Here is a 13,105-nt window from a genome sequence, read left to right as displayed (position 1 = left end):
TCCATGCCCTGGGACCGCAACCAGATGGCGGCGCGCGCCGCGCAGGAACTCGAAGACGGGATGTATGTGAATCTTGGCATCGGCATTCCGACGCTGGTGTCCAACTACATCCCCGAGGACATCCACGTCACGCTGCAATCGGAAAACGGCATGCTGGGCATGGGCCCCTTCCCCTATGAAGGCGAAGAGGATCCCGACCTGATCAATGCCGGCAAGCAGACCATCACCGAACTGCCGCACACCGCCTATTTCGATTCGGCCACCAGCTTTGCCATGATCCGCGGCGGCAAGATCGCCATGGCGATTCTGGGCGCCATGGAGGTCAGCGAAAAGGGTGATCTCGCCAACTGGATGATTCCCGGCAAGCTGGTCAAGGGCATGGGTGGCGCCATGGATCTGGTCGCCGGCGTCGGCCGGGTGGTGGTGGTCATGGACCACACCAACAAGCACGGTGAGTCCAAGCTGCTGCGTGAATGCACCCTGCCGCTGACCGGCAAGGGCGTGGTGGACCGGATCATCACCAACCTTGGCGTGCTGGATGTAACCCACAAGGGTCTGCATATCGTCGAACTGGCCGATGGCGTCACCCGAGAGGACATGATCGCCGCGACCGAAGCCACGATCGTCTGAGCTGCGTGGCCCTGAACGCCTTCAGGGCCACGACAGGATCGTCATTTCATGGTTACGAAAACACAGCCGTCCGAGATCAGCTCGGGCGGCGTTCTGCACAGGCCGCGGGCAACCTGGAACGCGGCCAGGACCCGAGGCACGTAATCGCGGGTTTCGGGAAAGGGTGGAACGCCCCGCCAGGACCGGACCGCGCCTTCCCCCGCATTGTACGCGGCGAGCACGAGAACCGGGTCACCGTCGAACTCCTGCATCAGCCGGTCGAGGAAGCGTACCCCTCCTGCGATATTGTCCTCGGCTGCCATGGAATCGGTCACGCCGAAGCGTTCGGCCGTCGCCGGCATCAACTGCATCAACCCCTCGGCTCCGGCAGAGCTTGTCGCATCGGCCTGCCCCGCGGATTCGACCGCAACCACCGCAAGGACCAGCGCCGGAGAGATGTGGGTGCCGATCGTCGCCTTAAGAATCGCCACTCCGCGCTCGCGCGCGATCTGCTGCATCACCTGCAATCGCGGAACGCGCACCTTGCCGGACGCGGCGAGAGCAGAAAGCGCCTCGGCCAGACGCCCCGGCCCGGCCGCTTCCAGAGCGGGAGAGATGCGCGCCCAGAAGGCGGGATAGCTCCCGACAGCTGCATTGTCCGTCTCGACAGGTGCCGTCTCGTCCTTCGTGCGCAGCCCTCCGGCATCTTCCCGGCCCGGCTCGATCTGGACCGTGATGCGCCTGCGGGTGCCGGGGGCTGGCGGCTTGACCCTGCGCGCTTCGAAATCGGGGAAAGGCGGCGGCGGCCCGGCCACCACCGGCACCGACAGGGCCGCCGAAACCGCGACCCAAATGGCAAATCGATACCACCTGAACATGAACCTGCCTCGGAACCTTTTTGAAGCAGTGTCGCCCGGACGGTGCTTTCGGGCCAGAGGGACGGGGAAAAATCTGACAAATTTGCCAGATTTGCCGCAGTTCTGCACCGCTCATACGCGGTGCGAAGCAGATATCTTCATTTTTTCACATTATTTTACAACGCATTAACGATTTTCTGCTCGAATCGGCCACCGTTCCGAAAAATCCTTGTTTCGGTCGAAATCCTGCCACCGGGCACTGGCTATATGTCCTCATACCGCGGTGGTTGGGCCGGAAGAGAGAGAGAAGGTTCACAACGGCCGCCGGGGTGGAAAAACAAATCTTGTGATCCTTTGGAGGGACAACCAATGCTGAAGCTCATCAACAAATTCCGCAAGAACGAAGACGGCGCCGTGACGGTCGACTGGGTGGTTCTGACCGCCGCTGTCGTGGCCCTGGCCGCCGCCGCCTACAACTCGATCGAGACCGGCACCTCGAACCTGTCGGCCGACACCCAGTCCTTCATCGAGGGCAAGGATCCGAATACCGGGAACTAACCACCTGACAAGGAAAGTCGCCTAGACTTCGGAGACCGCGCCCTAGTAACAGGGCGCGGTTTTCTCGTGCACGCCCCGGAGTCCCGTTGGCGGATCCGGCGCCGCCCCCGGCCGGTGCCAGAATTTTGCCAGATTTCCACCCCGCCGATTTCGACTGTTGCGATTGGGCAACTATTTTATTGATATATATCAATATATTAGCTGATTCTTCCATTCGGCCTCGACATTTTGCAACACTGGCTCATGTCGCCGCAAAGTTGCCCGAAACCGCCAGTTAGATATGCCCATACCACGCCGGACGGGCCGGAAGAGAGAGCCGGACCAGGGGATGGCGGGGTTGAGTGTGAACCTGATATCCTTTGGAGGGACCAACCAATGCTGAAGCTCATCAACAAATTCCGCAAGGACGAAGACGGCGCCGTGACGGTTGACTGGGTCGTGCTGACCGCCGCTGTCGTGGCCCTGGCCGCCGCTGCCTACAACTCGATCGAGACCGGCACCTCGAACCTGTCGGCCGACACCCAGTCCTTCATCGAGGGCAAGGATCCGAACAGCGGCAATTAACCACCTGACAACGAAAGTCGCCTAGACTTCGGGGCCACGTCTTGGACAAGGCGTGGCCCTCTGACTGAAACGCACCGAACTGGAAGAGAAACATACATGCCGTCCCGGATTTCATCTGCTCTCGGCAGGCTCGGAAAAATCGTTTCCGACGAATGCGGCGCGATCACGGTTGACTGGGTGGTTCTGGTGGCCATGGTCGTGGGGCTGACCGTTCTGGCCTCCACCACGATTTCGGACGGCGTGCTCGGGCTGACGGATTCGCTTACCTCCTACATGTCAGACTGGGATTTCGATTGACGAGATTCGTTGCCCCCGTCGCGGTTCACGGCCTGGAAACAATCCCGTCCTGATCACCGCTTCTCCCTCATTTCGCCACATTCCCGGGCTATCACGTCTTGGGAAACCCCGCGTCCGGCGAAACGTCACTGGCCGGATGCAAGCGAAGAAAGGTTCAGGCATGCGCGCAGTATTCGGCATCGTGCTGGTCGTCGGCATCGCCCTTGCGGGCGGGGCAGTGATGATGGCCAAGCAGTACATCGCCACATATCAGGAGGAGCTTGCACGACAGCGGGCAGACAGCCAGCCGGCCGTGCCGACCACGACGGTGTTCGTCGCCAACCGCCCGCTCCGCTACGGCGAGACGCTCTCGCCCGAAGACGTGCGGCCCGTGGAATGGCCGGTCAATGCCATCCCGGAAGGCGCCTTCACCGAGAAGGCGGCGCTCTTCCCGAACGACAACGAGAAACCGCGCGTCGTCCTTCGCGCCATGGAGAAGGACGAGGCGATTCTGACCGCCAAGGTGACCAAGCCGGGCGAAGATGCCGGGATCACCTCGCGACTGGAGCGGGGGATGCGGGCCTTCACCATCAAGGTGGACGTGACATCGGGCGTGTCGGGTTTCCTGCGCCCCGGCGACAGGGTTGACGTCTACTGGACCGGAACGGTGCGCGATTCGAGCGGCTCACGCGGCGAGATCACCCGCCTGATCGAAGCGGGGGTCAGACTCATCGCCATCGACCAGACGGCCGGGACCGACTTTCAGGAGGCGACGATCGCCCGGACGGTGACCGTTGCCGTCCGGCCCGAGCAGGTGGCCGCGCTGGCCCAGGCCCAGTCCACCGGGCGGCTCAGCCTGGCGCTGGTTGGGGCCGAGGACGACACGATCGCATCCGCCATCGAAGTGGATCAGCGCAAGCTGTTGGGCATCGTGGACAAGGCCCCGCCGCCGGCGAAGAAGGAAAAGAAGGTCTGCACGATCCGAACCCGCCGCGGGGCCGAGGTCGTGGACATTCCGATCCCCTGCACGAACTGACATGACATTGTCCGGATCAACGACGCTGGCGGGCCCTGCAGATCGCGGGCCCGCCTTCGCTTGTTGCCACTTGTCCACATCAACCGCGGCCCGGAAGTGCTTGATTCTTGCAATGTCGCGCCATCTGGCGCACACTGCGGCAAAGATCGGGCGGCAAGACCCGTTTTTCGAGGCGTGATCGGAGAGGCAGGCCAGATGAAACTTTGTGGATGGATCGGGGCGGCCCTGCTCTGGGCGGCTCTGACGTGGGCACCGCCGCCGGGTGGCGCGGTGGCCGAAACGCTGCGCGTGGTCCAGAATGGTACGGGATCCGTCCTGAAGGTGCCCATGAACCGGGCGGTCGTGATCGAAAGCGACGAACCTTTCGCCGAACTCAGCATCGCCAATCCCAGCATCGCCGACATCTCCTCGCTGTCCGACAGGACGATCTATGTCCTGGGCAAGGCACCGGGCCTGACCACGCTGACGCTTCTGGATGCCAGCGGAAAGCTCATCACCAATGTCGAGGTCCGGGTCGCGCCCGACATCACCGAATTCAAGGAGCGCCTGCGCCAGATCCTTCCCGGCGAGAAGATCGAGGTTCGCACCGCCAATGACGGCATCGTTCTTTCCGGCAGCGTGTCCAGCAAGGCGCGCCTGCAACGGGCGCTCGACCTTGCCGAGCGCTACGCGCCCGAGCGGGTCTCGAACCTGATGACCGTCGGCGGCGTCCAGCAGGTCATGCTCAAGGTCCGCTTTGCCGAGATGAAGCGCGCCGTGACCAAACAGCTTGGCGTGTCCTGGGGGATCAAGGGCGGCACCTCCTACGGCGTCAATGGTGGCACCGGCACCCTGAACAACCAGCTTTCCCTGGGTAACGCGCAGCTTGGCAACATCCCGTTGGCCAACGACAATGCGGGGGCCGTGGTGTTCGGCTTCAACGCCGGCTCCATGCAGGTGAACCTGCTGCTTGAGGCGCTGGAACAGAAAGGGGTGGTCCGCACCCTTGCCGAGCCGAACCTTTCCGCCCTGTCCGGGCAGGAAGCCACCTTCCTTGCCGGCGGCGAATATCCGATTCCGGTCGCCCAGGACAACGGCGTCTACACGATCGAGTACAAACCCTTCGGGATCGAGATGAACTTCATCCCCCGCGTGGTGGACGAGGATATCATCAACCTGGAACTCCGCGCCTCGGTTTCGGCCATCGACCCGAGCTCCACCGTCACCGCCAACGGGTTGACTCTAAACGCTTTTTCCAAGCGCGAAACATCTACCACCGTCGAGCTGCGCGACGGGGAGAGCTTTGCCATCGCGGGCCTGATCCAGGATGATTTCCTCGACAACGCATCACAGCTGCCGTGGATCGGCGACGTGCCGGTGCTTGGCGCCCTGTTCCGCAGCGCCGACTACCAGCGCGCCCAGACGGAGCTGGTGATCATCGTCACCGCCCATCTGGTGACGCCGACGCGGGGCGAGGCGCTGGCGCTGCCGACGGATCGGATCAAGCCGCCAAGCGAAAACGCGCTGTTCCTTTATGGCAAGGTTGCAAGCCGCAAGCGAGGCGGCCTTGGCAAGGGGGCAAGCGAAGTCGCCAAGCAGGATTTCAGCGGCTCCTACGGCTATGTGATGGATTGATCGGAAGGACGGGCAGATGTTCAGCAAGATTGCCGCTCTGGGCCTGACACTCACTCTGGCCGCCTGCGGTTACGAGGCCGGCCACGAAGTGGACATGGGGTCGTTCGGCAACGCCACGATGAACAACACCCTTGTTCAGACCGGGGAACGCGACTACGCGATCAGTCTTGCCAAGAGGTTTGCCGAAGAGGTCCCGACCACCATCAATTTCGACTTCGACAAGGCGGTCATCGACGCCGAGGCTGCCGCCATTCTCGACCGCCAGGCCGACTGGATCCGGCAGTTCCCCGAAGTCCGGTTCCGCGTTTACGGCCATACCGACGCCGTGGGCTCGACCGCCTACAACAAGGCGCTGGGCCTGCGCCGCGCCCGCGCGGTGGTGTCCTATCTCGCTTCGCGCGGAATCGACCGTTCGCGGCTTGAAGCGGTGGTGAGCTACGGCGAGACGCAACCGCTGATCCCGACCCCGGGGCGTGAGCGGCGCAACCGCCGGACGGTCACCGAGGTCACCGGCTTCGTCAAGAGCCATCCCGCTGTTCTTGATGGGAAATACGCCCAGATCGTCTACCGCGAATACATCAACAGCGCGGCCCCGAAGTCCGGTCTTTCCGACGGGCAGAAGATCAGCGCAACACAATAGGCGTTCGCCTTGGGGGATCGTCGCCCGATTCCCAACTAATGAGGCTTTTTCGCCCCACTCTCGCCTACATTACCGGACAGATTGCCAGCATGGGTTTGGCGCGGCCGATTCAGGTCGCGCGGCCGACAGGTGCGTGGCGGTCTGACAGGGGGCCAGACGCGCGCGTGGCGGCACCTGGCAACGAGGAAACGGGCAATGAGCAGCGGAACGCCACAACAAGACAGCAGTCCGATCCTGGCCTGCACCGTCAGTCGGGACGTTCAGAATTTCGACCTTCTCATCGAGGACATGGAGGCCGCACTTGGCGAAAGCTGGGGCGATCTGGGCTTTGCCGAGTCGCTGGCCTTCTTCAGTCAGCCCGAAGCCAATTCCCTGGAGTTCATCGCACTCGCCATCGATGACGAGGACGAGGACAATCTCGTCATGCTGGGCGAGATCATCACCCAGGCCAAGGCGCGCGGCATCAAGGTCATTCTCATCGCCGAGGATGTCGGCCCGATCGTGCTCCACCAGCTGCTGCGCAAGGGGGCCGACGAATTCATCCCCTACCCGCTTCCCGATGGCGAGCTGGCCCAGGCGATCGAACGGCTGCGGGCCAAGGAACAGGAAGCCGCCGGGGCGCAACACAACACCGCCAGCCTCAGCGCCGGAAGCTCCAAGGAAGGCGCCGTGATCGTGGTTCAGGGGTTGTCCGGCGGGACCGGCACGACCACGTTGGCGGTGAACCTTGCCTGGGAACTGGCCAATCTTGACGGCGACGATCACCCCAGCGTCTGCGTGATCGACCTCGACCTGCAGTACGGCTCGGTCGGGACCTATCTGGACCTGCCGCGGCGGGAAGCGGTTCTGGAACTGCTGGGCGATACCGAAAACATGGACGAGGAAGTATTCGGCCACGCGCTTCTGACCTTCCAGGATCGGCTGCAGGTGTTCACCGCGCCGGGCGAGCTGGTACCGCTGGACTTCATCACCCCCGAGGACGTGCAACTCATCATCGACCTTGCCCGCGCCCATTTCGATTACGTCGTGATCGACATGCCCAAGACGATCACCATGTGGACGGAAACCGTTCTGCAGGCGGCGCATGTCTATTTCGCGGTGATCGAACTCGACATGCGCTCGGCGCAGAACGTGTTGCGCCTCAAGCGGGCGCTGCAGTCCGAGGACCTGCCTTTCAACAAGCTGCGCTTCGTCCTGAACCGGGCGCCCAAGTTCACCGATCTGAGCAGCCGGACCCGCGTCAAGCGGATGGGCGAAAGCCTTGGCATTTCCATCGACCTGCAGCTTCCGGACGGGGGCCGCCAGGTCCAGCAGAGCAACGACCACGGCCTGCCGCTGGCCTCTTCGGTTCCGAAAAATCCGCTGCGCAAGGAAATTGCCAAGCTGGCGCGATCCATTCACGAACTCGGCCGCGGCGAAGCCAGGGCCGCGTGATCCGCAACAACCGATCGAGGCAGAAACCCGTGTTTTCGAAATATCGCAAGGCCACAGCCAGCAAACCGAAAGCCGCCCCTGCCGCGGTGATCGCGACGGGGGCAGGGAAAGGCCCGGCCGAACAGCGCCCCGGTACCATTCTGCGCAAGTCGATGACGCCGAAGGTCAAGGCCGAGGCCTCGACGCTTGAGCGCGAACGCAAGCGCAAGGAGCGTCTGACCGAAATCAAGATCGAGCTTCACCGCGAGCTTCTGGAAAACCTCAATCTCGCGGCGCTGGAACACGCGCCGGAGAAGGAGCTGCGGGCCGAGATCAGCGCCATCGCCAGCGAGATCCTCGAACGGAAGGGGATTGTCCTCAACCGCGAGGACCGCCAGCAGCTGAACAACGAGCTTTACGACGAGGTCACCGGCCTGGGGCCGCTGGAATCGCTGCTGCGCGACGACACGGTCAGCGACATCCTGGTCAACGGACCGCACCAGATCTTCGTCGAGCGCAACGGCAAGCTTGAATTGTCCGATGTCACCTTCAAGGACGAAAAGCACCTGCTGCGCATCATCGACAAGATCGTCAGCGCGGTCGGCCGGCGGGTCGATGAATCGAACCCCTACGTGGACGCCCGCCTGGCGGACGGCTCGCGCTTCAACGCCATGGTGCCGCCGATCGCCATCGACGGGTCGCTGGTGTCGATCCGCAAGTTCAAGAAGGACAAGCTGAGCATCGACGACCTGATCCGCTTCGGTGCCTTCACCGAGGAAATGGCCGCCTATCTTCAGGCCGCGGTGGCCACCCGGCTGAACATCATCGTCTCGGGCGGCACCGGCTCGGGCAAGACGACGACGCTGAACGCGCTGTCGTCCTTCATCGACAATGCCGAACGCATCCTGACCATCGAGGACACGGCGGAACTTCAGCTGCAGCAGGTCCATGTGGGCCGGATGGAAACCCGCCCGCCCAATGTCGAGGGCAAGGGCGAGGTCACCGCGCGCGACTGCATCAAGAACGCGCTCAGGATGCGCCCCGACCGCATCATCGTGGGCGAGACCCGCGGCGAAGAGGTGATCGACATGCTGCAGGCCATGAACACCGGTCATGACGGCTCGATGACCACGATCCACGCCAACAATCCGCGCGACGCGATTTCGCGGCTGGAAAACATGATCGCCATGGCGGGGCTGGAAATGCCGATCAAGGCCGTGCGGTCCCAGATCGCAAGCGCCGTGAACCTGATCGTGCAGGCCTCCCGCCTGCAGGACGGGTCGCGCCGGATGACCTCGATCACCGAGATCACCGGCATGGAGGGCGATGTCATCTCGATGCAGGAAATCTTCAAGTATCAGCGGGTCGGCCTGACCCCGGACAACAAGATCATCGGCCATTTCACCGCCACCGGCGTGCGCAGCCACTATTCGGAACGCTTCCGCATGTGGGGCTACGATCTGCCGCCATCCATTTACGAACCGACAAAGATGTGAGGAATTCCCATGGAAATCAGTATGGAACCGCTGGTCTACGGCCTCATCTTCGTCGGGGTCTTCGTTCTCGTCGAAGGGCTGTATCTGGTGGCCTTCGGCAAGTCGATCAGCCTCAATTCCCGGGTCAACCGCCGGCTGGAGATGCTCAACAGCGGCGCGGCGCGCGAACAGGTGCTGGAACAGCTCCGCAAGGAGATGAAGCAGCACATGAAATCCACCTCGATCCCGCTCTATTCGCTGCTGGCGGAAAAGGCACAGAAGGCCGCGATCGCCTTCTCGCCCCGCCAGCTGGTAATGATCATGGCGGGGCTGACGGCGGTGGCCTTCGTCGGCCTCAGCATCGGTACCCAGGCGCAGCTGGGTGTGCGGGCGCTGGCCTCGGTCGTGATCGGCGTGGGCGCGGTCTATTTCTGGATCAACCAGAAGGCCAAGAAGCGCATGTCCATGTTCGAAGAGCAGCTTCCCGACGCGGTGGAACTGATGGTGCGCAGCCTGCGGGTGGGCCATCCGTTTTCCTCGGCCATCCAGATCGTGGCCAAGGAGGCCGAGGATCCGCTGGCAACCGAATTCGGCGTCATCGCCGATGAATGCGCCTATGGCCGGGACGTGGGCGAGGCGCTCAAGGAAATGGCCGAGCGGCTGGACATGCAGGATCTGCGGTTCCTTGCCGTCGCTGTGTCGATCCAGCAGCAGTCGGGGGGCAACCTGGCCGAGATCCTGGCCGGCCTGGCCAAGGTGATCCGGGCGCGGTTCCGCCTGTTCCGCCGGGTCAGGGCGATCACCGCCGAGGCCCAGTGGTCGGGCAAGTTCCTGTCGGCCTTTCCCATCGTTGCGCTGATCGTGATCCTGGTGAACGACCCGAACTATTACGACGGCGTTCTGGATCACCCCTATTTCATCCCGGCAGTCTTCTTCGTCGGCATCATGCTCACCGCCAACCTGTTCGTGATGCGGTGGCTGACCAACATCAAGGTCTGAGGAGACGGTCATGGAATTTCTCGCCCCCATCAACGATTTCCTCACCAGTCAGTTCGGCCCCCTCGGCCCGCTGATCGCGGTCGGCATCCTCGGCCTGTTCATGGTGCTTCTGACCATTCCGATTCTGCTCAATCAGCCCGAGGATCCGTTGAAGAAGCTCCAGCGGAACCTGGAAAAGGAAAGGTCCGGGACTCCGAAGAAGAAACGCCTTCGCCAATCGAGGCACAACGAGCAGCTGGAAAAGTTCGCGACCTTCCTCGAACCGAAGGATGCCGAGGAGCTTACGGCCATTCAGCTCAAGCTGACCCAGGCGGGCTACCAGTCCCGCGACGCAGTGCGGTTCTTCCACTTCGCCCAGTTCGCGCTGGGGATGATCGGCCTCGTTGCCGGGCTGGTCTATGTCTTCGTTCTGAATGCGGACACCGAATTCACCGGCCAGCAGCTGGCCATGTATGTGGTCGGGCCCGGCGCCGCCGGATACATGTTCCCGAAATACTGGGTGACGCGCCGGGTCGAGGCCCGGAAGGAGGCGATCACCCGCGGCTTTCCCGATGCGCTGGACATGATGCTGGTCTGCGTCGAGGCCGGCCAGTCCCTGGATCAGTCGATCGTGCGCGTCGCGCGCGAAATCCGCGCCTCCTATCCCGACCTAGCCGACGAATTCGAGATCGTCGCCAATGAACTCAAGGCCGGCAAGGACAAGGAGCGCGTCCTGCGCGACATGGCCACCCGGTGCGGCGTGACCGACGTGTCGTCCTTCGTCACCGTGATGATCCAGTCGGCCACCTTCGGCACCTCGATCGCCGAGGCGCTGAGGGTCTATGCCAGCGAGATGCGCGACAAGCGGGTGATGCGCGCGGAAGAGGCGGCAAACAAGTTGCCAACCAAGATGACCCTTGCCACAATGATGCTGACGGTTCCGCCGCTGCTGGTGATCCTTGTCGGCCCCTCCGTCGGCGGCATCATGGAACTTGGCAACATGAGCAAATGACCAGATGACCACTCCGGGCGGCCTTGCGCTCCGAAAACCCGGAAAATTCCTGTTGGTCATCGCCGCGATCGCGGCGGTGGCCGCCTGCACTCTGCCCCCGGCCGGGCCCGACCTGTCCATGGGCCCCTTCGCCCCCGGCATCGACCCGGACAGGCCGGCCGTGGACGGGCTGGAGGTAGGCCACAGGCTGATGGCCGCGGGGGAATACGAACTGGCGCTCGAGGCCTTTACCCGCGCGGCGCTGCAACACGGCATGACCCCCGAGATCCTGATGGGAATGGGTAGCGCCGACCTGGGACTTGGCCGCTTGGGCCAGGCCGAGCGGATGCTGCGCAAGGCCGTCGAGGATGCCCCGGACTGGCCGGAAGCGTGGAACAACCTGGGGGTGGTTCTCATGGAGCGGGGCAACGTGATCGAAGCGCGCGCCGTCTTTCACCGGGCCTACGCGCTGGACAATGGCGAAAGTGACGCAATCCGGGACAATTTGCGCCTGGCACTCGCAAAAACGAAAAATCCTGATAATAATGCGCCAATAAATGAAGACTACAGATTGGTGCGGCGGGGCGCCGGCGACTACCGGATCCGCAAGACACCATGATCGAGGCAAGAGCAGTAAAGGACGCAAGACATGCGCCACCCCATCCTGATTGCCACCCTGCTGGCAGGCGGGCTGACGGTTTCAGCCTGCGCCGAAAAGAAGACCGACGCCACGGTCGAACGAGCCTTCCAGGACATCAACGTCATCGATGAAAGCGACCTGAGCGACGTCATGCTCACGGTCGCCGACCCGAACGAGGCGATCGACTACTTCACCCGCACGCTCAAGCAGTATCCCGACCGGATCGACCTTCGGCGCGGTCTGGCCAGGTCGCTGGTTCGCGCCAAGCGCAACACCGAGGCGGTCGCCGCCTGGACCCGCGTGACGCAGATGGAGGGTGCCACCGAAGACGACAAGGTGGACCTTGCCGATGCCCTGATCCGGGCGGGCGAATGGGAGAGAGCAAAGAAGGTTCTGGATTCCGTGCCGCCCACGCATGAAACCTTCAAGCGCTACCGGCTGGAAGCCATGGTGGCCGACGCCAACAAGGACTGGAAACGCGCCGACAGTTTCTACGAGATCGCCGTCGGGCTGACCACCCGGCCCGCGGGCGTTCTCAACAACTGGGGCTATTCCAAGCTGACCCGCGGCGACTATTCCGCGGCCGAGCGCCTTTTCGGCGATGCCATACGGCAGGATCCGACCCTGTTCACCGCCAAGAACAACCTCGCCCTGGCCCGCGGAGCTCAACGCAACTATACCCTGCCGGTCATTCCGATGGAGCAGACCGAACGGGCACAGCTTCTGTATACGCTTGCGCTCACCGCGGTGAAACAGGGTGACACCCGGATCGCCAAGGGCCTGCTGCAGGAAGCGATCGACACCCATCCGCAGCATTTCGAAGAGGCGGTTCGCTCGTTGCGGGCGCTCGAGACCTCCTGACGCCATGAGCATTTCGGCAACGGCGGCGCTGTGGTTCCTGCCCTTCGTCCTGCCCCTGTGCTTCTATGTGGCGTTTACGGATCTGCGCGAGATGCGGATCACCAACCAGGCGGTCCTGGCGCTGGCGGCGGTCTTTCTCGTGATTGGGCTGATCGTCCTTCCCCTGCCGGTCTATGGGCAGAGGCTGGTGCAGATGGTCGCTGTTCTCATTCTGGGGATCCTGCTCAACATGGGTGGGGCGATGGGGGCGGGCGACGCCAAGTTCATTGCCGCCGCCGCACCCTTCATCGCGCCTGGCGACCTGCGCCTGTTGCTGGCGATCTTCGCCGCCAACCTTCTGGCCGCCTTCGCCACCCATCGGATCGCCAAATACACCGCCCTGCGCCGCGTGGCCCCGGACTGGAAAAGCTGGACCATGGGATGGAAATTCCCGATGGGCTTCTCTCTGGGCGGCACGCTGGCGCTCTACCTGATCCTGGGCGCGATCTTTGGCAGCTGAGTGCGCGCCATCAGGCCCGAATCCCATCGCCCCGCCCCGCCCCTGCCAAGATGGCGCCACAATCCCGGGCCATCCTGCCGCGTGATCGAAAACC

At 63.2% G+C, this 13,105-nt stretch carries 15 protein-coding genes; 14 read left to right on the top strand and 1 reads right to left on the bottom strand.

The genetic code is table 11. The annotated features are described in order from the left end of the window. Positions 1-3 precede the first annotated feature (3 nt). A complete protein-coding gene (locus ACZ5CM_RS02905) occupies positions 4-630 on the top strand; it encodes a 3-oxoacid CoA-transferase subunit B (protein ID WP_464641100.1) in 627 nt (208 codons plus the stop codon). Between the two features lie 41 nt (positions 631-671). On the opposite strand, the gene ACZ5CM_RS02900 is transcribed toward ACZ5CM_RS02905, so the two are convergent. After that, positions 672-1,487 carry a lytic transglycosylase domain-containing protein gene (locus ACZ5CM_RS02900; protein ID WP_464641099.1) on the bottom strand — a complete coding sequence of 272 codons (816 nt, stop codon included), beginning with the start codon at positions 1,485-1,487 and terminating at the stop codon, positions 672-674. Between the two features lie 348 nt (positions 1,488-1,835). Here ACZ5CM_RS02900 and ACZ5CM_RS02895 point away from each other — a divergent pair, with 348 nt between their 5' ends. From ACZ5CM_RS02895 to ACZ5CM_RS02835, 13 genes are all read left to right on the top strand, one after another. After that, positions 1,836-2,024, top strand: coding sequence for a hypothetical protein (locus ACZ5CM_RS02895; protein ID WP_464641097.1), 189 nt, complete (start codon positions 1,836-1,838; stop codon positions 2,022-2,024). Between the two features lie 375 nt (positions 2,025-2,399). Continuing rightward, a complete protein-coding gene (locus tag ACZ5CM_RS02890) occupies positions 2,400-2,588 on the top strand; it encodes a hypothetical protein (RefSeq protein WP_464641095.1) in 189 nt (62 codons plus the stop codon). Between the two features lie 96 nt (positions 2,589-2,684). After that, positions 2,685-2,885, top strand: coding sequence for a hypothetical protein (locus ACZ5CM_RS02885; protein WP_464641093.1), 201 nt, complete (start codon positions 2,685-2,687; stop codon positions 2,883-2,885). Positions 2,886-3,045: 160 nt separating this feature from the next. Next, complete coding sequence (gene cpaB, locus ACZ5CM_RS02880; RefSeq protein WP_464641091.1) at positions 3,046-3,900, top strand: Flp pilus assembly protein CpaB; 855 nt, start codon at positions 3,046-3,048, stop codon at positions 3,898-3,900. 195 nt (positions 3,901-4,095) lie between these two features. Further along, on the top strand, positions 4,096-5,514 hold the full coding sequence (locus ACZ5CM_RS02875; RefSeq protein ID WP_464641089.1) for a type II and III secretion system protein family protein: 1,419 nt from the start codon (positions 4,096-4,098) through the stop codon (positions 5,512-5,514). Between the two features lie 16 nt (positions 5,515-5,530). Further along, complete coding sequence (locus ACZ5CM_RS02870; RefSeq protein WP_464641088.1) at positions 5,531-6,154, top strand: OmpA family protein; 624 nt, start codon at positions 5,531-5,533, stop codon at positions 6,152-6,154. A 195-nt stretch (positions 6,155-6,349) separates the two neighbouring features. Beyond that, complete coding sequence (locus tag ACZ5CM_RS02865) at positions 6,350-7,588, top strand: AAA family ATPase (RefSeq protein WP_464641086.1); 1,239 nt, start codon at positions 6,350-6,352, stop codon at positions 7,586-7,588. Between the two features lie 29 nt (positions 7,589-7,617). Then, on the top strand, positions 7,618-9,063 hold the full coding sequence (locus tag ACZ5CM_RS02860; protein ID WP_464641085.1) for a CpaF family protein: 1,446 nt from the start codon (positions 7,618-7,620) through the stop codon (positions 9,061-9,063). Between the two features lie 9 nt (positions 9,064-9,072). Next, a complete protein-coding gene (locus tag ACZ5CM_RS02855) occupies positions 9,073-10,041 on the top strand; it encodes a type II secretion system F family protein (protein ID WP_464641084.1) in 969 nt (322 codons plus the stop codon). Positions 10,042-10,051: 10 nt separating this feature from the next. After that, a complete protein-coding gene (locus ACZ5CM_RS02850) occupies positions 10,052-11,032 on the top strand; it encodes a type II secretion system F family protein (RefSeq protein ID WP_464641083.1) in 981 nt (326 codons plus the stop codon). A 4-nt stretch (positions 11,033-11,036) separates the two neighbouring features. Then, complete coding sequence (locus tag ACZ5CM_RS02845; RefSeq protein ID WP_464641081.1) at positions 11,037-11,630, top strand: tetratricopeptide repeat protein; 594 nt, start codon at positions 11,037-11,039, stop codon at positions 11,628-11,630. A 30-nt stretch (positions 11,631-11,660) separates the two neighbouring features. Further along, positions 11,661-12,512 carry a tetratricopeptide repeat protein gene (locus ACZ5CM_RS02840; RefSeq protein ID WP_464641079.1) on the top strand — a complete coding sequence of 284 codons (852 nt, stop codon included), beginning with the start codon at positions 11,661-11,663 and terminating at the stop codon, positions 12,510-12,512. Positions 12,513-12,516: 4 nt separating this feature from the next. Beyond that, positions 12,517-13,011, top strand: a complete 495-nt coding sequence (locus tag ACZ5CM_RS02835; protein ID WP_464641077.1) for a prepilin peptidase — start codon at positions 12,517-12,519, stop codon at positions 13,009-13,011. The last annotated feature ends 94 nt before the right edge of the window (positions 13,012-13,105 follow it).

This window comes from Piezobacter thermophilus (assembly GCF_055386745.1).
Note: the sequence above shows the minus strand (reverse complement) of the source record. Positions and strands in the feature narration are given on the sequence as shown.

What these genes read in the sequence shown, in the direction of transcription:
- cpaB (WP_464641091.1), top strand. Translation starts at nt 3,046, where the DNA reads ATGCGCGCAGTATTCGGCATCGTGCTGGTCGTCGGCATCGCCCTTGCG.
- ACZ5CM_RS02875 (WP_464641089.1), top strand. Translation starts at nt 4,096, where the DNA reads ATGAAACTTTGTGGATGGATCGGGGCGGCCCTGCTCTGGGCGGCTCTG.
- ACZ5CM_RS02890 (WP_464641095.1), top strand. Translation starts at nt 2,400, where the DNA reads ATGCTGAAGCTCATCAACAAATTCCGCAAGGACGAAGACGGCGCCGTG.
- ACZ5CM_RS02905 (WP_464641100.1), top strand. Translation starts at nt 4, where the DNA reads ATGCCCTGGGACCGCAACCAGATGGCGGCGCGCGCCGCGCAGGAACTC.
- ACZ5CM_RS02865 (WP_464641086.1), top strand. Translation starts at nt 6,350, where the DNA reads ATGAGCAGCGGAACGCCACAACAAGACAGCAGTCCGATCCTGGCCTGC.
- ACZ5CM_RS02885 (WP_464641093.1), top strand. Translation starts at nt 2,685, where the DNA reads ATGCCGTCCCGGATTTCATCTGCTCTCGGCAGGCTCGGAAAAATCGTT.
- ACZ5CM_RS02895 (WP_464641097.1), top strand. Translation starts at nt 1,836, where the DNA reads ATGCTGAAGCTCATCAACAAATTCCGCAAGAACGAAGACGGCGCCGTG.
- ACZ5CM_RS02835 (WP_464641077.1), top strand. Translation starts at nt 12,517, where the DNA reads ATGAGCATTTCGGCAACGGCGGCGCTGTGGTTCCTGCCCTTCGTCCTG.
- ACZ5CM_RS02850 (WP_464641083.1), top strand. Translation starts at nt 10,052, where the DNA reads ATGGAATTTCTCGCCCCCATCAACGATTTCCTCACCAGTCAGTTCGGC.
- ACZ5CM_RS02870 (WP_464641088.1), top strand. Translation starts at nt 5,531, where the DNA reads ATGTTCAGCAAGATTGCCGCTCTGGGCCTGACACTCACTCTGGCCGCC.
- ACZ5CM_RS02855 (WP_464641084.1), top strand. Translation starts at nt 9,073, where the DNA reads ATGGAAATCAGTATGGAACCGCTGGTCTACGGCCTCATCTTCGTCGGG.
- ACZ5CM_RS02900 (WP_464641099.1), bottom strand. Translation starts at nt 1,487, where the DNA reads ATGTTCAGGTGGTATCGATTTGCCATTTGGGTCGCGGTTTCGGCGGCC.
- ACZ5CM_RS02845 (WP_464641081.1), top strand. Translation starts at nt 11,037, where the DNA reads ATGACCACTCCGGGCGGCCTTGCGCTCCGAAAACCCGGAAAATTCCTG.
- ACZ5CM_RS02840 (WP_464641079.1), top strand. Translation starts at nt 11,661, where the DNA reads ATGCGCCACCCCATCCTGATTGCCACCCTGCTGGCAGGCGGGCTGACG.